Consider the following 20,619-nt stretch of genomic DNA (forward strand, 5'->3'; position numbering starts at 1 on the left):
GCTCGACCACAGCACGGCACCCTCAGCGAAAGGCACCTCCCGTGACCACAGACGCGTACGTATACGACGCGATCCGCACCCCGCGCGGCCGCGGCAAGGCCAACGGCTCCCTGCACGGCACCAAGCCGATCGATCTGGTCGTCGGCCTGATCCACGAGATCCGGACCCGCTTCCCCGACCTCGACCCGGCCGCCATCGACGACATCGTGCTCGGCGTCGTCGGCCCGATCGGCGACCAGGGCTCCGACATCGCGCGCATCGCCGCCATCGCGGCCGGGCTGCCCGACACGGTGGCCGGCGTGCAGGAGAACCGCTTCTGTGCCTCGGGCCTGGAGGCCGTCAACCTCGCGGCGATGAAGGTCCGTTCGGGCTGGGAGGACCTCGTCCTCGCCGGTGGCGTCGAGTCGATGTCCCGCGTGCCGATGGGCTCGGACGGCGGCGCCTGGGCGATGGACCCGATGACCGCCTACGAGACCGGGTTCGTGCCGCAGGGCATCGGCGCCGACCTCATCGCCACCATCGAGGGCTTCTCGCGGCGCGACGTCGACGAGTACGCCGCCATGTCGCAGGAGCGCGCGGCCGCCGCCGTGAAGGACGGCCGCTTCACCCGCTCCATCGTCCCGGTCAAGGACCGCAGCGGCCTCACCGTCCTCGACCACGACGAGCACCTGCGCCCCGGCACGACGGCCGATTCGCTCGGCAAACTGAAGCCCTCGTTCAAGGACATCGGCGATCTCGGCGGCTTCGACGCGGTGGCGCTGCAGAAGTACCACTGGGTCGAGAAGATCGACCACGTGCACCACGCGGGCAACTCCTCCGGCATCGTCGACGGCGCCTCGCTGGTCGCCATCGGCTCCCGCGAGGTCGGGCAGCGCTACGATCTGACGCCGCGCGCCCGCATCGTCTCCGTCGCGGTCTCCGGCTCCGAGCCGACCATCATGCTCACCGGCCCCGCGCCCGCGTCCCGCAAGGCGCTCGCCAAGGCGGGCCTGACCATCGACGACATCGACCTCGTCGAGATCAACGAGGCGTTCGCGGCGGTCGTGCTGCGTTTCGTGAAGGACATGGGCCTGTCCCTGGACAAGGTCAACGTCAACGGCGGCGCCATCGCGCTCGGCCACCCGCTGGGCGCCACCGGCGCGATGATCCTCGGCACCCTCGTCGACGAGCTGGAGCGCCAGGACAAGCGGTACGGCCTGGCCACCCTGTGCGTGGGCGGCGGCATGGGCATCGCCACGATCGTGGAGCGCGTCTCCGACTGACCGGATCGGCCCGAACCCCTTCCTCGTACGAGACTTCACGAGACTTCACGGAGACGGAACACCATGACGCAGAGCACGACCATCCGTTGGGAGCAGGACGACACCGGCATCGTCACGCTCGTCCTCGACGACCCCAACCAGTCCGCGAACACCATGAACCAGGCGTTCAAGGACTCCATCGCCGCGATCGCCGACCGCGCCGAGGCCGAGATCGCCGCGAACCCCGACTCGATCCGCGGCATCGTCTACACCTCCGCCAAGAAGACCTTCTTCGCGGGCGGTGACCTCAAGGACATGATGAAGGCGGGCCCCGAGGACGCCCAGGCCGTCTTCGAGACCGGCATCGGCATCAAGAACTCCCTGCGCCGCATCGAGACCCTCGGCAAGCCCGTCGTCGCGGCCATCAACGGCGCGGCCCTGGGCGGCGGTTACGAGATCGCGCTCGCCAGCCACCACCGCGTCGCCCTCGACGCGCCCGGCTCGAAGATCGGCCTGCCCGAGGTCACGCTCGGCCTGCTCCCCGCGGGCGGCGGCGTCACCCGCACCGTCCGCCTCATGGGCATCGCCGACGCGCTCCTGAAGGTGCTGCTCCAGGGCACCCAGTACAACCCACAGCGCGCGCTGGAGAACGGCCTGATCCACGAAGTGGCCGCGACCCGCGAGGAGATGCTGGAGAAGGCGAAGGCGTTCATCGACGCCAACCCCGAGTCGCAGCAGCCCTGGGACAGGCCCGGCTACCGCATCCCCGGCGGCACCCCGGCCAGCCCCAAGCTCGCCGCGAATCTGCCCGCCTTCCCGGCCAACCTGAAGAAGCAGGTCAACGGCGCCCCGTACCCGGCCCCGCGCAACATCCTCGCGGCCGCCGTCGAGGGCTCCCAGGTCGACTTCGAGAACGCCCTGGCCATCGAGGCCCGCTACTTCACCGAGCTGGTCACCGGCCAGACCGCGAAGAACATGATCCAGGCGTTCTTCTTCGACCTCCAGGCCGTGAACTCGGGCGCCAACCGCCCCAAGGGCATCGAGCCCCGCAAGGTCGACAAGGTCGCCGTCCTCGGCGCCGGCATGATGGGCGCGGGCATCGCCTACTCCTGCGCCCGCGCGGGCATCGAGGTCGTCCTCAAGGACGTCTCCGACGAGGCCGCCGCCAAGGGCAAGGCGTACTCCGAGAAGCTGTGCGCCAAGGCCGTCAAGCGCGGCCGCACGAGCCAGGAGAAGGCGGACGCGCTGCTCGCCCGCATCACCACGGCCTCCGACCCGCAGGCCGTGGCCGGCTGCGACGCCGTCATCGAGGCCGTCTTCGAGGACCCGGCGCTCAAGCACAAGGTGTTCCAGGAGATCCAGGACATCGTCGAGCCCGACGCCCTGCTCTGCTCCAACACCTCGACGCTGCCCATCACCACCCTGGCCGAGGGCGTCGAGCGGCAGGACGACTTCATCGGCCTGCACTTCTTCTCGCCCGTCGACAAGATGCCGCTCGTCGAGATCATCAAGGGCGGGCGCACCGGCGACGAGGCCCTCGCCCGTGCCTTCGACCTCGTACGGCAGATCAACAAGACGCCCATCGTGGTCAACGACTCGCGCGGCTTCTTCACCTCGCGCGTCATCGGGCACTTCATCAACGAGGGCGTCGCCATGGTCGGAGAGGGCGTCGAGCCCGCCTCCGTCGAGCAGGCGGCGGGCCAGGCCGGTTACCCGGCCAAGGTGCTCTCCCTGATGGACGAGCTGACCCTCACGCTGCCCCGCAAGATCCGCGAGGAGACGAAGGCCGCGATCATCGAGGCCGGCGGCACCTGGGAGACGCACCCGGCCGAGGCCGTCATCGACCGCATGGTCGACGAGTTCGGGCGGCCCGGCCGCAGTGGGGGAGCGGGCTTCTACGAGTACGGCGAGGACGGCAAGCGCGCCCGCCTGTGGCCGGGCCTGCGCGAGCACTTCACGAAGCCGGGCACGGAGATCCCGTTCGAGGACATGAAGGAGCGGATGCTCTTCTCCGAGGCCCTCGACACGGTCCGCCTCATCGAGGAGGGCGTCCTCACCTCCGTCGCCGACGCCAACATCGGCTCCATCTTCGGTATCGGCTTCCCCGGCTGGACCGGCGGCGTGCTCCAGTACATCAACGGCTACGAGGGCGGACTGCCCGGATTCGTCGCCCGCTCGCGCGAGCTGGCCGGGCGCTACGGCGACCGGTTCCTGCCGCCCGCGCTGCTGGTGGAGAAGGCCGAGAAGGGCGAGACGTTCAAGGACTGACGTCCCGGGCGGGAGGTGTTCAGCGCTCGGCGCGGAACGCCTCCCGCAGCTCCTCCTTGAGCGAGCGCTGGAAGGCGGTCAGCAACGCCTGCACCACCAGCGGCTGCATATGGGCCGACAGCGACTTCACGTCCTGCTCGGCCCGCTGCGACACCTCGGAGCGGAACAGCCGGGCCAGCTCCTGAGCCGCGCCCCGCGAGTGCTCCACCAGCACCTCGCGCGAGGCCAGGATCGCGTCCAGCGACAGCGGTACGTCCAGGAGCTGCACGCCGAGCCGCAGTTGACCGGTGTCGCAGCGGAAGGTGTCCTTGCCCTCCTTGCCCTCCCGCGTCAGCACGTCCATCGTGGCGAGCCGCGCCAGGTCCTCCTCGGACAGCTCCCGGCCCGCACGCAGGTCCAGCTCCTCCCGGGTCAGCGTCTCGACCGTGTCCGGGGCCCAACTCGCCACCACGGCACGGTGGATGGCGAGGTCCTGCGCGCTCAGGTCGGCCGGCAGCTGCTCCAGATAGCGCTCGATCGCGGCCAGCGTCATGCCCTGGTGCTGCAACTCCTCGATCAGCTCAAGGCGCGCGACGTGGTCGGGACCGTAGTGGCCCACCCGGCGGGGCCCGATCACCGGCGGCGGCAGCAGGCCCCGCGTGCTGTAGAAGCGGATGGTGCGCACGGTGACACCGGCGCGGGCCGCCAGTTCGTCGACGGTCAGCGTGGGGGCCTGAGTGTCCGTCGTCATCTTCGCCTCTCACTACGATCCGGGTGCAACAGTATTGCTGAGACACCGATGTTGTGAAACCCAAGGAGCACGGTCGACGCCATATACGCCGCCCCGGGTTCCACGTCCATAGCTGTCCCGGCATGTGAGAAGCGCCGCTATGTGATCTCCGCCACCGCATCCGGGGAGATCTTCGGGGAAGGTGCACCTCGGTCCGCACGCCGTCAGGGGTGATGCGGGCCGACGCACGTTCCGGACCCCGGCGACCCCCACGTCTCCGGGCACCACAGAGTGGACACCCCCTCGTGAGCAAGGACGCCCTCAACACGGCCACGGACGCATCCCGCACAGATGCCTCCCAGGCGCCCGCCGACGCGGGCGACGCCGGCTACAGCAAGGCCCTCAAGAGCCGCCACATCAACATGATCGCCATCGGCGGCGCGATCGGCACCGGACTCTTCCTCGGTGCCGGCGGGCGGCTCCACGACGCGGGCCCCGCCCTCGTCTTCGCCTATCTGATCTGCGGGATCTTCGCGTACTTCGTGGTGCGCGCCCTCGGTGAAATGGTCGTCTACCGGCCCTCATCCGGTTCCTTCGTGTCGTACGCACGCGAGTTCCTCGGCGAGAAGGGCGCCTACGTCGCCGGTTGGATGTATTTCCTGAACTGGTCGATGACGGGCATCGCCGACATCACTGCCGTCGCGCTGTACACGCAGTACTGGAGCGCCTTCACGAGCATCCCGCAGTGGGTGCTCGCACTGATCGCGCTCGCGGTCGTGCTGTCCGTGAACCTCGTCTCGGTGAAGTACTTCGGCGAGATGGAGTTCTGGTTCTCGATCATCAAGGTGGCCACCCTGGTCGCCTTCCTGTTCGTCGGCATCTTCCTGGTCGCCACGCAGCACCCGGTCGACGGCCACACACCAGGGCTGCACATGATCACGGACAACGGCGGCTGGATGCCGAGCGGCACGATGGCAGTGGTCCTGGTCATGCAAGGCGTCGTCTTCGCCTACGCCGCCCTCGAACTGGTCGGTGTCGCGGCGGGCGAGACCGCCGAGCCGCAGAAGGTCGTCCCGCGCGCGGTGAACTCGATCATGTGGCGCGTCGGCCTGTTCTACTGCGGCTCGGTGCTGCTGCTCGCGCTGCTGCTGCCGTCCACCTCGTACACCTCGGGCGAGAGCCCGTTCGTGACGCTGTTCTCGAAGCTGGGCGTCGGCGGCGTCGGCGACATCATGAACCTGGTCGTCCTCACCGCGGCCATGTCCTCGCTGAACTCCGGGCTCTACTCCACGGGCCGCATCCTGCGCTCCATGGCCATGTCGGGCTCCGCCCCGAAGTTCACGGCCAAGATGAACAAGAACCAGGTCCCCTTCGGCGGCATCCTGCTCACCGCGGGCGTCGGCGTGCTCGGTGTCGGCCTGAACTACCTGCTGCCCGCCGAGGCGTTCGAGATCGTCATCGAGGTCTCCTCGATCGGCATCATCGGCACCTGGGTCATGATCATGGTCGCGCACCTGGCCTTCGTCCGCCGGGCCAAGCAGGGCCTGGTCGAGCGCCCGAAGTTCCGGTTGCCGTTCTCCCCGGTCACGGAGATCGTCACGATCGTCTTCCTGCTGTCCGTGCTCGCCCTCATGTGGAACGACGAGGAGACGGGCCGCAAGACGCTCATGCTGATCCCGGTCGTCGGTGTGCTGCTCTTCATCGGCTGGTTCCGGGTGCGGCGCAACGTCGACCGCGTCGCGACGGACGAGCTGACGAAGGTGACCGACGGCAACTGAGCAGGACCGTGCCTTCCGCCACGGGGCCCCGACGCACACGGTGCGTTGGGGCCCCGTGCCGTTCGGGTAGGACACAGGCATGTCGCTGGTTCCCTGGGACGTACAAGTCAAGATCGGGCAGCTGGCCGCGTTCGCCGCGGCCCTGGCGACGGCGCTGATCACCTCCGCCCGCCGACGCTGCCCGGACACCGCGCCCAACCCGCCGGAGCCGCCTCCGTCCCCGACCCCACTGTCGGCCCATGTCGTCCCCTGCCGCCAGGCCCCGGCCACCGCCGCCGTCACGGACCTGTGCACCTGCGTCTCGGAACTGGCCTCGGACCTGGCGAAGCGGTACGCGGACGACGGCCGCCGACCACCCGCGCCGGACGCGCATACTTGATCAGAGACCAGTCGCGCAGGCGATCAGAGAACCGTCACGCAGGCTCCACACGCACCACGATGAGCGGCACACCCATGAAGCAGCACGACCCGGACCCGCCACCGCCCCCGCCCGGCGGCATCCTCTGGGAGACCGCGGGCGACATCCGCGCCCTGCTCGCGCTGCCCGCCGCATTCGTGCTCCAGGTCGCGCACCCCGCCGTCGGCGCGGGCGTCGACGAGCACTCGGTGTTCCGCACCGACCCCTGGGGCCGCGGCACCCGCTCGCTGACCTCGTTGATGCTGTGGGTCTACGGGGGCGAGGACGCCGCCGCGGAGGGCCGCCGCCTGCGCCGCCTGCACCGCACCATCCAGGGCACCGACCCGCACGGCCGCCGCTACCACGCCCTCACCCCGGCGTACTACGCGTGGGTGCACGCCACCGGCTTCCCGGTCTCCCGTTACGCGCGCCGCTACTTCGCGACGCCGTTCAGCCCGGAGGAGGAGCGGCGGTTCTACGCGGAGTGGCTGATGGTCGGCCGCATCCTCGGCATCCACGACCGGGACATGCCGCAGACGGTCGAGGAGTTCTGGCCGTACTACCGCAAGATGCTCGCGCAGGAGGTCGAGCGCAACGCGGTGGTGACCGAACTGACGGCCCGCTCCCGCCCCCTGCCGCCACCGCCGGGCCACCACCCGCTCCTGGGTCTCCTGTGGCCCCTGCTGCGCCCGGCGCTGACCCGCACGATGAGCTTCCTGTCGACCGGCCTGCTCCCTCCGGAGGCGCGTGAGGCCATCGGCCTCCCGTGGACCCCACGCCAGGAACGCCGCCTGCGCCGCTTCGCGGTGCTGGTGCGGTGGGTGGCGCCGAGGCTCCCGGAACGCTTCAGGTACCTGCCGCTGGCGCGAAGGGCGCGGGCAGGTATGTGAGCCCCTGCGGCGATTGAGCAGCGGGGTCCGGGGCAGAGCCCCGATCTTTGTCTTTCAAGCCCCGCCGGCGATTGAGGCGCGGGGCTCGGGGCGGCGCTCCAAATCAAGCCCCGCCGGCGATTGAGGCGCGGGGTCCGGGGCGGAGCCCCGCGGCCGCAACCACGCCCCGCCGCGAATCAGGCCCCGGCCTGAAGCCGCAACCCCGCCAACGTCAGGTCCAGCGCCGCCAGGAACTGCTCCCGGTCATCGTGCCCGGCGAACTCCTCGGCGATCCCCTGCACGAACGGAAACTCCTCCGCATCGAGCTGCCGCCACGTCTCGGCGAACTGGTCGAGGTACGCCTCCCTGTCCACCTCCCCGTCCAGCAGCCGTTGGGGAATCTCCATGCCCAGATCGGCCGCCGTGCCGACCACCACACCCGTGATCGCCGAAACGGCGTGGAACCGCTGCCGCGTCGTGAGATCGAGCCGCAGCGTCTGCCGGCCCAGCCTGTCGTACAGCCGCAGTGAGTTGCCCTGCACGTCGGTGTTGCGCATGAAGTACCGGGACAGCCACGGCCGGTCCACGATCGCGTCGAACAGGGCGACGGCCATCGCCCGCAGGTCGGCGACGGGGTCGTCGCTTTCGGGCAGCTCCTCCACGGCGGCCAGCACCCCGCCGATCGCGTGGTCGGTGGCGCGGTCGAGGAGCTCGTCCTTGTTCTGGACGTACCAGTAGATCGTGCCGACGCCCGTGCCGAGCCGGGCGGCGAGGGTGCGGAACGTCAGCGCGGACCCACCGGCCTCGTCGAGCACGGCCACGGCCGCGTTGAGCACGGCCTCCATCGAGTGCGAAGCGCGCCGGCGCCCCCGTGGGGTCGCTGCGGCGGCGGAGCGGGTCGGCGGGGGTGTCATGACATCCATCCAAGCACAACTTGCCCTCCCATCGAACATGGTTCTATTGTAGAACCACGTTCGAACATCGAACTACGTTCCATGAACGAATGCCGTTCGATGCTCGACGGTGTTCCCCACCGAGAAAGGAGGCCAGGTCATGACTGCCACCACCGAAACCGGGCCCGTTCCCACCACCCGTACCTACGGATCACTGCGGGCGGCGTGGATCCCGCTGGCCGCGCTCTGCCTGGCCTTCTTCGTCGAGATGGTCGACAACACGCTGCTCTCGATCGCACTGCCCACCATCGGCCGCGACCTCGGCAGCGGCACGACCGCCCTGCAATGGGTCACCGGCGCCTACTCGCTGACGTTCGGCGGCCTGCTGCTCACGGCGGGATCCATGGCCGACCGCCTCGGACGCCGCCGCGTCCTGCTGGTCGGCCTCGCCGCCTTCGGCGTGTTGAGCCTGGCCGTCGTCGCCGTCGACTCCACCGGGCAGCTCATCGCCCTGCGGGCCGGACTCGGCGTCGCCGCCGCGGCCATGGCGCCCATCACCAACTCGCTCGTCTTCCGGCTCTTCGACGACCAGGCGCTGCGGATGCGCGCGATGACCCTGATGATCGTCGTCGGCATGTCCGGGTTCATCCTCGGCCCGCTGCTCGGCGGCACCGCCCTCGCCCACGTGAGCTGGCAGTGGCTGCTGCTGATCAACGCGCCGATCGCGCTGATCGCGGCCATCGGCGTGCGGCTCGGCGTCGCGCCCGACCGGCGCGAGGACCTCACCGGCGACAAGCTCGACCTGCCGGGCGCCGTCCTGAGCGTGCTCACCATCGGCCTGGCCTGCTACTCGCTGACCAGCGGCGTCGAGCACGGCTGGGGCTCCGCGGCCACACTCGGCTCGGTCCTGGGTGCCGCGGTCGCGGGCCTCGCGTTCGTGCGGCACGAGCGCCGCAGCAAGGCCCCCATGCTGGACCTCAAGATCTTCTCGAACGGCACCGTGCGCGGCGCCGCCCTCGCCCAGATCGGCACGTCCGTGGCGATGGCCGGCGTGATGTTCGGGCTGATCCTGCACTTCCAGTACGCCTACGGGTGGAGCCCGGTGCGGGCCGGCCTCGCGAACCTGCCGCTCATCCTGACCATGATCGCGGCGACCCCGCTCTCGGAGTGGCTCGCCAAGCGGTTCGGTCACCGCGTCGCCTGCCTCGTCGGCGCCGCCTGTCTGGCCGTCTCGCTGGCCGGACTCTCCTGGGGTGTCGAGCACGGGTACGCCGTCATCGCGCTCTGCATGGTCGTGATGACCATCGGCCTGCGCACGGTCATGACCATCTGCGCGATCGCCCTGGTCGAGGCGATGCCGGCCAACCGCACCTCGATCGGCACCGCGCTCAACGACACCGCCCAGGAGGTCGGCACCAGCGTCGGTACCGCCGTCGTCGGCACCCTGATCGCCGCACTGGTCACCACCCAGCTGCCCGCGGGCGTCTGGAGCAGCGACCTGGTGCAGTCCTTCTTCCACGGCGAGCGGATCACCTACGCCGTGCTCGCCGTGCTCGTCGGCCTGATCGCGGTGGGCGGCGCACTCACCCTCACCGACTCGCACTCGACCGAAGAGCCGGCCTGAGGCGTCCGATGCGGGCGAGCGCTGGGCCATCGCCGCTCAGTGCTCGCCGTGCACCTCGTTCGTGGCGGCGACCCGCTTCCACGACTTGGGCCGAACCGGCGCCGCGGCCGTGGAAGCGGAGGCGGCCGGCTTCGACGGCTGGTACAGCCACGTGTCGAACAGCCCGCCCAGCCGCTCACCGGAGACCTTCTCCGCGTAGGCCTGGAAGTCGGAGACGCTCGCGTTGCCGTACGCGTGCTGCTTCGGCCACCCCTTCAGGATCGCGAAGAAGTCCTTCTCGCCGACCTTGTTGCGCAGCGCCTGCACCGCCATCGCCCCGCGGTCGTACACGGCCCCGTCGAACTGGTTCTCCGGTCCGGGGTCGCCCGGCTTCACCGTCCAGAACGCGTCGTCCGCGGGGTGCTGCGCGTACGTGTAGTCGGCGAGTTCCTGGGCCGTTCCCTCGCCCTCCTTCTCCGACCACAGCCACTGCGCGTACCGGGCGAAGCCCTCGTTGATCCAGATGTCCTTCCAGCCGCGTACGGAGACGCTGTCGCCGTACCACTGGTGCGCCAACTCGTGAACGACAACGGACACGTTGGAGCCGTTGGCGAACTGCTTGGGCGAATAGAAGGGCCTGGTCTGCGTCTCCAGGGCAAAGCTCGACGGCACGTTCGGCACATACCCGCCCAGCGCCTCGAACGGGTACTTCCCGTAGACCGACTCCAGCCACTCGGCGACCTCGGTGGTCCGCTCCACGCTGGCCTTCGCCGCGCCCTCGTTCGCGCCGAGGTCCTTGCTGTACGCGTTGACGACCGGCAGCCCGTCGGCGGTCCTGTCCGTCGTGATGTCGAACTTCCCGACGGCCAGCGTGGCGAGGTAGGTGGCCTGCGGATGGGCGGAACGCCAGTTGAACCGCGTCCACCCGAGCTTCGAACTCTGCGACTGCAACGTCCCGTTGGAGATCGCCTGGGTCCCGTCGGGGACTGCCACCGACACGTCGTACGTGGCCTTGTCGAGCGGGTGGTCGTTGGAGGGGAACCACCAGGCCGCCGCCTCCGGCTCGTTGGCCGCGACGCCGCCGTCCGGGGTGCGCTGCCAGGACGTGAAGCCCCACAGCTTCACGTCGGACGGCTTGCCCGCGTACGTGACCACGACGGTGAACGGCGTGCCCTTGGGCAGCCCGGCCGCCGGCGTCACCTGGAGCTCCTGCTCGCCCGCCTTGGTGAATTTCGCCTTCTTGCCGTTGACCCGGACCTCGCTCGCGGTGAGCCCGAAGTCGAGGTCGAAGCGGGACAGGTCCTGGGTGGAGGAGGCGAGGATGGTCGCCGTGCCCTCCAACTGGTCCGTCCTCGGCTGGTACTTGAGGCGCAGGTCGTAATGGGAGACGTCGTAGCCGCCGTTCCCGTACGCCGGGTAGTAGGGATCGCCGATGCCCGACGCCCCCGGTTCGAAGTCCGCGGCCGATGCCGGGATCGCCAGCAGCAGAGAGGCCGCGAGTGCGCCGGGGGCGATGAGTCTGCGGTACACGGAAACTCCAAGTCGTAGGTGACGCCAGGCGGTTGCCGACCCCGTACGGATCACGTCCGTGGCCGACGCAACGACCCTATTCAGCACCCGGCGTCCCGGTCCTGTCCATGGCCGCACCAGCCACACGATCGTCATCTGGCCGACATGTGTCTTCCGGTCCCATGGGCCTGTCCTCCGTGCCTGCGGCCCTCTGTCGCAAGCCAGTTGACCCGTGTACCTTCCGCGCCATGCCGATACCTGCCAGACGCAGCCACCGCAGACCGCACCGCCTGAGAACCCTCGCGGTCGTGGTCGTCACCGCACTGCTGTCCGCACTCGTCGCCACCGGCACGGCCGCGTCGGCCGCCACCGCCAAGCCGACCGAGTCCAAGCCCGTCTACTCCTACGCCGACGCCGTCCGCGAGTCCGTCTGGGTCGACACCCGGCTCGACGGGGACGGCAACGGCAAGAGCGACCGCGTCGCCGTCGACATCGTCCGGCCCCGCGAGCCCGCCGCGCAGGGCCGCAAGGTCCCCGTGATCATGGACGCCAGCCCGTACTACTCCTGCTGCGGGCGCGGCAACGAGAGCCAGAAGAAGACGTACGACGCCAACGGCAACGTCGTCCAGATGCCGCTCTTCTACGACAACTACTTCGTGCCCCGCGGCTACGCGTTCGTCGGCGTCGACCTGCTCGGCACCAACCGCTCCGACGGCTGCGTCGACGTCGGCGGCGCCTATGACATCGGCTCCGCGAAGGCCGTCGTCGACTGGCTCAACGGCCGCGCCAAGGGCTACACCACCAGAACCGACACCAAGAAGGCCGCCGCGAACTGGACCAACGGCCGCACCGGCATGATCGGCAAGAGCTACGACGGCACCGTCGCCAACGGCGTCGCCGCGACCGGCGTCGAGGGCCTGGAGACGATCGTGCCGATCGGCGGCATCTCCTCCTGGTACGACTACTACTTCCAACAGGGCGCCCCGCTCTACGACTCGGGCCCCGAGTGGTTGTCCGACTACGTCGAGAGCCCCGAGGCGCGCGAACGCTGCGCCGCCGTGCAGAAGCGCCTTGTCGACGAAGCGCCGCGGACCGGTGACTGGACCCGGCTGTGGCAGGAGCGCGACTACGTAAAGGACGCCGACAACGTACGCGCCAGCGTCTTCGTCGTGCACGGCATGCAGGACCTGAACGTCCGCGCCAAGCACTTCGGCCAGTGGTGGGACGCCCTCGCCGAGAACGGCGTCGACCGCAAGATCTGGCTCGCCCAGACCGGCCACGTCGACCCGTTCGACTTCCGCCGCGGCGCCTGGGTCGACACCCTGCACCGCTGGTTCGACCACGAACTCCTCGGCTACGACAACGGCATCGACCGCGAGCCGATGGCCGACATCGAGCGCGCCCCCGACCGCTGGACCACCGACAAGGTCTGGCCGCCGCGCTCCACCGGCACCGCCGCGCTGCGCCCCGGCAAGGGCGACCAGGCGGGCGTCGGCACGCTCGGCCTCAAGGGCGCCTCCGGCACCGAGACGTTCACCGACAACCCGGCGCTGAGCGAGACCGACTGGGCCGCGAAGATCGACAGCCCGACCCCCGACAAGGCCGGCTTCATCAGCCGCCCGCTGGGCAAGGACCTGCGCCTGTCCGGCTCGTCGAAGGTCACGGTCACCGCGACGCCGACGACGTCCAGCGCCCACCTGAGCGCCGTCCTCGTCGACCTGGGCCCCGCCACGATCCGCGACTACGCGGGCGCCGGCGAAGGCATCACGACCGGCATGGACCGCAGCTGCTGGGGCCCGAGCACCGGCGGCGACAGCTCCTGCTTCCTGAACACGCCGACCGCGACCACCGGCGTCAACTCGACCATCTTCAGCAGGGGTTGGGCCGACCTCGGCACCGCGAAGAACCCGGAGCACGGCAGCCCGCTCACGCCCGGCAAGCCGTACACCCTCACGGTCCGGCTCGCCGCGAGCGACCACGTGATCCCGAAGGGCCACCGGCTCGCCCTGATCGTCGCGGGCACCGACAAGGACCTCATCGATCCTCCGTCCACCAAGCCGACCCTCACCGTCGACCTGGCCCGCACCGCGGCCCGCGTCCCCGTCGTCGGCGGCGCCCCCGCCTTCGCGGCCGCCACCGCGGGATCCACCACCGCCACCCCCCATTCGCCCGCGGCCGAGGGCGTCGGCCCGTACCGCCTCGACCGCCCAGTACCGGGAGGCAGCACACGATGAGAGCACGTCCCCGCATCCTCGCCCTGGCCACCGCCGCCGCGGCGCTCGCCGCGCCCCTCGTGGTGGCGGCGCCGGCCGGCGCGAGCGGTGACAGCACGCCGCCCCGCACCGGATTCGAGCAGACCCACGGCGCCCGCTGGACCACCCAGCCCGAGGAGAAGCGGCTCCTCGCCAACGTCGACAAGGCCTCCGACCAGGTGTCCGTCTCCCGCATCGGCGAGACGAAACAGGGCCGCCCGCTGAACCTCGTCCGCATCGGTCGGCACCGCACCGCCAACACCGTGCTGCTGATCTGCTCCCAGCACGGCAACGAACCGTCCGGCCGCGAGGCCTGCCTGACGAAGATCCGCGACATGGCGTACGCCAAGGACAAGGCGACGCAGCGCTTCCTGTCGCGCACCACCCTGCTCGTCGTGCCCACCGCCAACCCCGACGGCAACGCCGCCGACACCCGCGGCAACTCCGACGGCATCGACATCAACCGCGACCACATCGCCCTCGAGACCGCCGAGGCGCGGGCGATGGCCGCCATCATCCGCGACCGGCAGCCCGACGTCATCTACGACCTGCACGAGTACGGGGCCACACCCAAGTTCTACGACAAGGACCTGTTCGACCTCTGGCCGCGCAACCTCAACACCGACGCGGCCGTGCACGACCAGGCCGAGTCGCTCTCCCTCGACCACGTGCGTCCGGCGGCGGGCGAAGCCGGGTACTCCACGGGCACGTACGGCATCTGGACCGACCCGGAGACCGGCGAGCCGATCAAGCAGACCGCGGGGGACGGGCAGGAGCGGATCCTGCGCAACGTCTCCGGAGTCAAGAACTCCGTCGGGCTGCTCATCGAGAGCCGCGTCGACCCCGGCACCCCCGCCGAGGAAGCGGACCCGGCGCTGGTCAACCAGCGGCGCCGCGACTCCCAACTGGCCGCGCTCGGCGGCCTGTTCCGCTACACGTCCGAGAACCGGGGCGCGATCGAGGCCGCCACCACGGCCGCCCGCGCCAAGGGCTTCAGGGACCGCGGGCCGATCTACATCGGTGGTGCCGACAACGACCCCGCCGAGGCGTCGGAGGTCATCAAGGATCCGCCGTGCGGATACCGGCTGAGCGGCAAGCAATTCGCCGAATTCAAGGACGAATTGGCGCTGCACGGCATCACCGTCAAGAAGTCGGGCAGCGGGGCCTTCGTCCCCCTTCGCCAATCCGAACGCGCCCTGGTCGCGCTGCTCCTCGACGCGCGCGCGACCTACCACTTGACGGAAGGGGAGCCCGACACACGCTGCTGATCGGGTTACGGGAGTGTCAGGTGTGGTAGGTCGTAGTGGGTGACAAGCCCTCAGAAACCCACCAGCGATACCCCCGTCCCCGAGGAGGGAGCGACCGACGAGCGGAGCCCCACCACGGACCGGATCGTGTTCGGCGTCACCGCCGTGCTCACTCTGGCCTTCGTGGTCTGGGGCGCCGTGGCCACGGACAACCTCGAGAGCGTCTCCGACACGCTGCTCGGCGGCCTGATGCACAACGGCGGCTGGGCGTTCGTCCTCGCCGCCACCGGCTTCGTCGTCTTCGCCCTGTGGCTCGCCATGAGCCGCTACGGGAAGATCCCTCTTGGCAAGGAGGGCGAGGAACCGGAGTTCCGCACGGTCTCGTGGATCGCGATGATGTTCAGCGCGGGCATGGGTATCGGGCTCATGTTCTACGGAGTGAGCGAGCCGCTCGCGCACTTCACGACGCCGCCGCCGGGCACCGACCCGGCGGACGACGCCGAGGCCATGGAGACCGCCATGGCCACCACCCTGTTCCACTGGACGCTGCACCCTTGGGCGATCTACGCGGTCGTCGGACTCGCCATCGCCTACAGCACGTTCCGGCGCCGCAGGCGGCAGACGATCTCGTCCGTGTTCGTGCCGCTCATCGGTGAGAAGCACGCGCACGGCGCGTGGGGCCGGGTCATCGACATCCTCGCCATCTTCGCGACGCTGTTCGGCTCGGCCGCCTCCCTCGGACTCGGCGCCCTGCAGATCGGGGCCGGGTTCGAGGCGGCCGACTGGATGGACGACGTCAGCACCGGGCTGCTCGTCTCGATCATCGCGGTGCTGACCGTCGCGTTCGTCTTCTCCGCCGTCTCCGGTGTGGAGAAGGGCGTCCAGTGGCTCTCGAACATCAACATGGTGCTCGCGCTGCTCCTGGTGGTCTTCGTGTTCATCGCGGGGCCGACCATCCTGAACCTGGACCTGCTGCCGACCTCGCTCGGCGCGTACCTGGACAACTTCCCGCAGCTGATCGGCCGCACCGAGGCGTCCAGCGGCAAGGGAGTCGCCGACTGGCTGAGCAGCTGGACGGTCTTCTACTGGGCCTGGTGGATCTCCTGGTCGCCCTTCGTCGGCATGTTCATCGCGCGCATCAGCAAGGGCCGCACGATCCGTCAGTTCGTCGGCGGCGTCATCCTCGTGCCCTCGACCGTCAGCCTGATCTGGTTCGCGGTCTTCGGCGGTTCGGCGATGAGCCTCAAGGAGGACGGTGCCCTCAAGGGGGCGGACACCCCGGAGACCCAGCTCTTCGGCGTGCTTCAGGAGTACCCGATCGCCTCGGCCACGAGCCTGCTCGTGATGATCCTCGTCGGCATCTTCTTCGTGTCCGGCGCGGACGCGGCCTCGATCGTCATGGGCACGCTCTCGCAGAAGGGCGCGCTCGAACCCGGAAAGTTCGTCGTCGTCTTCTGGGGCGTCGTGACCGGTGCGGTCGGCGCGATCATGCTGATGATCGGCAACGGTTCCGGGGACGCGCTCACCGGCCTGCAGAACCTGACGATCCTCGTGGCGGCACCGTTCGTCATCGTCATGATCGGCATGTGCTGGGCGCTCCTGCGCGACCTGCGCGCCGACCCGCTCATGGTCCGTGGCGAGATGGGCATCGAGGTCGTCGAGCAGGCGGTCGTCGCCGGACACGAGAAGTACGGCGGCGAGTTCGAGATCCGCATCGGCCCGGGCAGCAGCCTGGAGACCGAGGGGGACCCGATCGGCAAGCACCACGACGACTGAGTTCGTCCGCAACGGGTGGGGGCGCGGTCCGAGAGGGGCCGCGCCCCCACCCGGTTGCCGACTGCCGGGTCGGCCTGCGACCGGGTCGCCCCGGACGCCGTCGGCCCGGGGGCGTCGGCTCGGCGGCCATCGGCCTGGCCTCGGCTCGGGCCGCTTCAACCGGCTCGCCGCATCGGGGCCGTTGCATCCTGCCCGTATCGCCCAGGCCGCTTCAGCCGGTCCCGACCAGATCGGCCGCCGCCTCCGCGCAGCCCCAGGCCACGGTCACGCCGGCGCCGCCGTGACCGTAGTTGTGCACCAGTGAGCGGCCGGCGCCCTTGTCCTCGCGTTCGATGCGCACCGCCGGGCGGGCGGGGCGCAGGCCCACGCGGTGGTCGAGGATGCGGGCGCCCGCGATCTCCGGGCGTACCCCGGCGCAGCGCTTCACGATCGCCTCGGCGGTGGCCGGGTCCGGCTCCAGGGACCACGCGTCGTCCTGCGCCGTGCCGCCGAGCAGCAGGCGACCCGGCTGGGGCAGGAAGTACGTCGACTCGGAGGTGGGTGCGACGGACGTGAACCATGTGTCGACGCCCGGGTTCTCCACGATCACCAACTGCCCCCGCACGGGGCGCACGGAGTCGTCCGGCACCAGTTCGCGGGCCGCGAGCCCCGTGCAGTTCACGACCGTCGGCGCCGCGTCCAGTGCCTCGTCGAGGGAGGCCACGGTGCGCGCCTCTACGTTGATGCCAGCCTCGGCCAACCGCTCGCGCAGCCACGCCAGATGGACCGGCATGTCGATCAGGGGGAGGCGCGCGGCGAGGCCCTGCGGGGTGTCACGCAGCCCGGCCACCTCGCCGGCCCACGCCCCGAGCTCGTCCAGACGCGAGTCCCCGTGCACACCGTCGACGAGGCGCACCCCGGTCTTCTCCGGGCGATCCGCCCACTCCACGTACCGCCGCAGCGAACTCAGCGACCACGCGCCCACCTTCTCGATCGGATCGATCCGATACGGCCACCACAGCCCGCCCGCGACCGCCGATGTCGTCCGCTCGGCGACGTCCCGCGACCATACGCGCACCGCTCGCCCGCGCCGCGCGAGTTCCAGGGCGGTGGTCATGCCGATGACCCCGCCGCCCACCACGATCACTTCACTGCCGCTGCTGACACGGCTGCCACTGTCACTGATCATCCATGGACGCTAACGGACGCCGACGGAATGCGTCAGTCCGCGCTCAGGGACGGGTGCGGGTGGGAATACTCGCCCCATGGCTGCAGACGACTGCACGACCTTCGGTCTGGCCCCCGCGATGCGCGCCGGGGGAGTCCTGGCGGACGGGGACTACCAGGTCCACCGGGACTTCGTGGACTTCATCGTCGACGGCCGCCCGCTGCTCTTCCAGCTCTCCGACCTGGACGCGGTGTCCCCGCTCGCCGCCGACATCCCGCCCGCGATCTTCGCGCACCACGTGAAGCGCCTGCTCCTGGAGGCGGAGGCGCCGCTGCCCGGCGGACGCTGCGTGATCTACGGGTGCCCGGAGTGCGAGGGGATCGAGTGCGGGGCGGTGACGGCGGTGATCGAGCGGGACGGGGCCGAGGACGAAGCGGCCTATGTGTGGCGGGACTTCGCCTGGCAGACCGCCGAGCACGTCGACCTGGAGCTGAACGGCTACCACGGCATCGGCCCGTTCCGCTTCCGCGCCGAGGAGTACCGGGAGGCGCTCGGGCAGCTCCTCGCCGGACCGGCCGCGCCCGGGGCCCGCCGCAGGGTGCTGCTGATCGGGGCCCGCGTCGCCGTCCTCGCCCGGCTGGCGGCGGCGCTGCGCACGATCGGCGTCGGCGCGGACATCACCCAGGACGCGTCCGGCGTCCCGCCCGAGGAGCTGCGTACGTACGAGGTGGTGGCCTTCGGCCGGGCGGTGGAGGAGGGGCAACGGGCGGCGGTACGGCGGGAGTTCGAGCGGGCCGGCGCCGACGTCGCCTACGTGGACGGCTACGCGCCGATCGTCCCCCTGCTGGTCGCCCAGATCGAAAGCGCCCTGGACCGCGTCCCGTCGACGCAGCGCCGCCTGACCCGGCTTGTCGCCGCCGACGGTGAGGCCGGCGTGGAGGTCACCTCCACGTGCCGCGTCCGCATCACGTCCTACCGCCTCGACCGCCTCTACCGCACCCACACGCACGACGTCTTCGACGCGGTCCTGACCCCGGGCCGCCACCGCATCACCCTCGCCCACCGGGCAACACGCGGCCAGTCCTTCCTGGTGGCCCGCACGACGGGGAGCGTGCTGGTGGCACGGATGGAACGCTGACGGGCGGCCCCGCGGAACCGGGCGGGTCGGGCGACCGGGGCGGTACCCCGACTAGGATCACCCCCCTGATGACGACCGCAACGCTCGTAGCCAAGAACCTCGCCGCCGGCCACGGCGACCGCTCCCTCTTCTCCGGTCTCGACCTCGTCGTCGCCCCCGGCGACGTGATCGGCCTCGTCGGCGCCAACGGAGCCGGAAAGTCCACGCTCCTGCGCCTCCTCGCCGGCCTCACCACCCCCGAGGAGGGAGACGTCCGGCTCTCCCCGCCCACCGGCACCGTCGGCCACCTCCCGCAGGAGCCCGACCGCCGCCCCGGCGAGACGATCCGCGAGTTCCTGGCCCGCCGCACCGGCGTGACCGAGGCGCAGCGCACCATGGACGAGGCCACGCAGGGCCTCGTCGACGGCGCGCCCGGCGCCGACGACGCGTACGCCACGAGCCTGGAGCGCTGGCTGAACCTGGGCGGCGCCGACCTGGACGAGCGCGCCGAGGAGGTCGCGCAGCAACTCGGCCTGGACGTCGGCCTCGACCAGGAAATGACGTCGCTGTCCGGCGGCCAGGCGGCCCGCGCGGGCCTCGCCTCGCTCCTCCTGTCCCGCTACGACGTCTTCCTCCTCGACGAGCCGACCAACGACCTCGACCTGGACGGCCTGGACCGCCTGGAGACCTTCGTGCGCGGCCTGCGCGCGGGCACCGTCGTCGTCAGCCACGACCGCGAGTTCCTCACCCGCACCGTCACCAAGGTCCTCGAACTCGACCTCGCCCAGCAGGAGATCAACCTCTACGGAGGCGGTTACGCCGCCTACCTGGAGGAGCGCGAGGTCGCGCGCCGGCACGCGCGCGAGGAGTACGAGGAGTACGCCGACAAGAAGTCCGCCCTGGAGAGCCGCGCGCTGACGCAGCGCGCCTGGATGGACAAGGGCGTCAAGAACGCGCGACGCAAGGCCACGGACAACGACAAGATCGGCCGCAAGTTCCGCAGCGAGGCGAGCGAGAAGCAGGCCGCGAAGGCCCGGCAGACGCAGAAGATGATCGAGCGCCTCGACGTCGTGGACGAGCCCCGCAAGGAGTGGGAGCTGCGCATGGAGATCGCGGCGGCGCCCCGCTCGGGCGCCGTCGTGGCCTCGCTGCGCGACGCCGAACTGCGGCGCGGGGACTTCTCGTTCGGCCCGGTGACACTCCAGATCGACTGGGCGGACCGCGTCGCGATCACCGGTGCGAACGGCTCCGGGAAGTCAACCCTGCTCGCGGCCCTGCTCGGCCGCGTCCCGCTGGACTCCGGCCACGCGGCGCTGGGTTCAGGGGTGGTCGTCGGCGAGGTGGACCAGGCCCGCGCCCTGTTCCACGGCCCGGAGACGCTGCTCGAAGCGTTCGGCGCCGCCGTCCCCGCGATGGAACCGGCCGAAGTCCGCACGCTGCTCGCCAAGTTCGCCCTGAAGGCGGACCACGTCCTGCGCCCGGCGGCCACCCTCTCGCCGGGTGAACGCACCCGCGCGGCCCTCGCCCTCCTCCAGGGCCGGGGCGTCAACCTCCTGGTCCTGGACGAGCCGACGAACCACCTCGACCTCCCGGCGATCGAGCAGCTGGAGTCGGCCCTGACGACCTACGAGGGCACGCTCCTCCTGGTCACCCACGACCGCAGGATGCTGGACGCGGTGCAGACGACGAGGCGCCTGGAGGTGGCCTCCGGCAAGGTGCGGGAGGCCTGAGGGAAGGCCGGCCAAGGGGCGCGGGGAACTGCGCGCCCAGCCACGGCCGGCCGCACAGCTCCCGCTCACTTCAACCCCTGTGG

The 20,619-nt window shown here is 70.7% G+C and carries 15 protein-coding genes; 11 read left to right on the forward strand and 4 right to left on the reverse strand.

The features are described 5' to 3' along the window. Nucleotides 1-41 precede the first annotated feature (41 nt). Entirely contained in the window at nt 42-1,262 is a 1,221-nt protein-coding gene (locus ACIA8D_RS30910; RefSeq protein WP_399237419.1) for an acetyl-CoA C-acetyltransferase, read from the forward strand. Nucleotides 1,263-1,325: 63 nt separating this feature from the next. Beyond that, the gene (locus ACIA8D_RS30915; protein ID WP_399237420.1) at nt 1,326-3,509 is read left to right on the forward strand and encodes a 3-hydroxyacyl-CoA dehydrogenase NAD-binding domain-containing protein; all 2,184 of its coding nucleotides are present in this window, start codon (nt 1,326-1,328) and stop codon (nt 3,507-3,509) included. Nucleotides 3,510-3,528: 19 nt separating this feature from the next. Here ACIA8D_RS30915 and ACIA8D_RS30920 read toward each other — a convergent pair whose 3' ends face one another. Further along, nucleotides 3,529-4,239 carry a MerR family transcriptional regulator gene (locus ACIA8D_RS30920; RefSeq protein ID WP_399237421.1) on the reverse strand — a complete coding sequence of 237 codons (711 nt, stop codon included), beginning with the start codon at nt 4,237-4,239 and terminating at the stop codon, nt 3,529-3,531. 284 nt (nt 4,240-4,523) lie between these two features. On the opposite strand from ACIA8D_RS30920, the gene ACIA8D_RS30925 reads away from it, so the two are divergent. The 3 genes from ACIA8D_RS30925 to ACIA8D_RS30935 all read left to right on the forward strand — a co-directional run bounded on the left by ACIA8D_RS30925 (nt 4,524) and on the right by ACIA8D_RS30935 (nt 7,283). Further along, nucleotides 4,524-5,996 carry an amino acid permease gene (locus tag ACIA8D_RS30925; protein WP_399237422.1) on the forward strand — a complete coding sequence of 491 codons (1,473 nt, stop codon included), beginning with the start codon at nt 4,524-4,526 and terminating at the stop codon, nt 5,994-5,996. A gap of 79 nt (nt 5,997-6,075) precedes the next feature. Further along, entirely contained in the window at nt 6,076-6,375 is a 300-nt protein-coding gene (locus tag ACIA8D_RS30930; RefSeq protein ID WP_399237423.1) for a hypothetical protein, read from the forward strand. 59 nt (nt 6,376-6,434) lie between these two features. Next, nucleotides 6,435-7,283, forward strand: a complete 849-nt coding sequence (locus ACIA8D_RS30935) for an oxygenase MpaB family protein (protein ID WP_399237424.1) — start codon at nt 6,435-6,437, stop codon at nt 7,281-7,283. Nucleotides 7,284-7,459: 176 nt separating this feature from the next. Here ACIA8D_RS30935 and ACIA8D_RS30940 read toward each other — a convergent pair whose 3' ends face one another. Next, a complete protein-coding gene (locus ACIA8D_RS30940) occupies nt 7,460-8,107 on the reverse strand; it encodes a TetR/AcrR family transcriptional regulator (RefSeq protein WP_399237472.1) in 648 nt (215 codons plus the stop codon). A 208-nt stretch (nt 8,108-8,315) separates the two neighbouring features. Here ACIA8D_RS30940 and ACIA8D_RS30945 point away from each other — a divergent pair, with 208 nt between their 5' ends. Continuing rightward, nucleotides 8,316-9,779, forward strand: a complete 1,464-nt coding sequence (locus tag ACIA8D_RS30945; protein WP_399237425.1) for an MFS transporter — start codon at nt 8,316-8,318, stop codon at nt 9,777-9,779. A 36-nt stretch (nt 9,780-9,815) separates the two neighbouring features. Here the strand turns inward: ACIA8D_RS30945 and ACIA8D_RS30950 are convergent, their stop codons facing one another. Continuing rightward, complete coding sequence (locus tag ACIA8D_RS30950; RefSeq protein ID WP_399237427.1) at nt 9,816-11,288, reverse strand: M1 family metallopeptidase; 1,473 nt, start codon at nt 11,286-11,288, stop codon at nt 9,816-9,818. A gap of 227 nt (nt 11,289-11,515) precedes the next feature. Here ACIA8D_RS30950 and ACIA8D_RS30955 point away from each other — a divergent pair, with 227 nt between their 5' ends. The 3 genes from ACIA8D_RS30955 to ACIA8D_RS30965 all read left to right on the forward strand — a co-directional run bounded on the left by ACIA8D_RS30955 (nt 11,516) and on the right by ACIA8D_RS30965 (nt 16,542). Next, nucleotides 11,516-13,501, forward strand: coding sequence for a Xaa-Pro dipeptidyl-peptidase (locus ACIA8D_RS30955; protein ID WP_399237428.1), 1,986 nt, complete (start codon nt 11,516-11,518; stop codon nt 13,499-13,501). Then, nucleotides 13,498-14,787: a M14 family metallocarboxypeptidase gene (locus ACIA8D_RS30960; protein ID WP_399237429.1), complete on the forward strand. Its 1,290-nt coding sequence runs from the start codon at nt 13,498-13,500 to the stop codon at nt 14,785-14,787. Before ACIA8D_RS30955 ends, ACIA8D_RS30960 begins: the two co-directional genes overlap by 4 nt. 126 nt (nt 14,788-14,913) lie before the next feature. After that, a complete protein-coding gene (locus tag ACIA8D_RS30965; protein ID WP_399237473.1) occupies nt 14,914-16,542 on the forward strand; it encodes a BCCT family transporter in 1,629 nt (542 codons plus the stop codon). Nucleotides 16,543-16,753: 211 nt separating this feature from the next. On the opposite strand, the gene ACIA8D_RS30970 is transcribed toward ACIA8D_RS30965, so the two are convergent. After that, complete coding sequence (locus ACIA8D_RS30970) at nt 16,754-17,710, reverse strand: NAD(P)/FAD-dependent oxidoreductase (RefSeq protein ID WP_399237430.1); 957 nt, start codon at nt 17,708-17,710, stop codon at nt 16,754-16,756. 76 nt (nt 17,711-17,786) lie between these two features. Between ACIA8D_RS30970 and ACIA8D_RS30975 the strand changes: the two genes are divergently transcribed. Further along, nucleotides 17,787-18,827, forward strand: coding sequence for an oxidoreductase (locus ACIA8D_RS30975; RefSeq protein ID WP_399237431.1), 1,041 nt, complete (start codon nt 17,787-17,789; stop codon nt 18,825-18,827). Between the two features lie 68 nt (nt 18,828-18,895). Beyond that, nucleotides 18,896-20,536 (forward strand): ABC-F family ATP-binding cassette domain-containing protein, encoded by a 1,641-nt coding sequence (locus tag ACIA8D_RS30980; protein ID WP_399237432.1) that lies wholly within the window; start codon nt 18,896-18,898, stop codon nt 20,534-20,536. The last annotated feature ends 83 nt before the right edge of the window (nt 20,537-20,619 follow it).

Origin of the sequence: Streptomyces sp. NPDC051684, assembly GCF_044453445.1 — a bacterium.
Classification (GTDB): Bacteria; Actinomycetota; Actinomycetes; order Streptomycetales; family Streptomycetaceae; genus Streptomyces.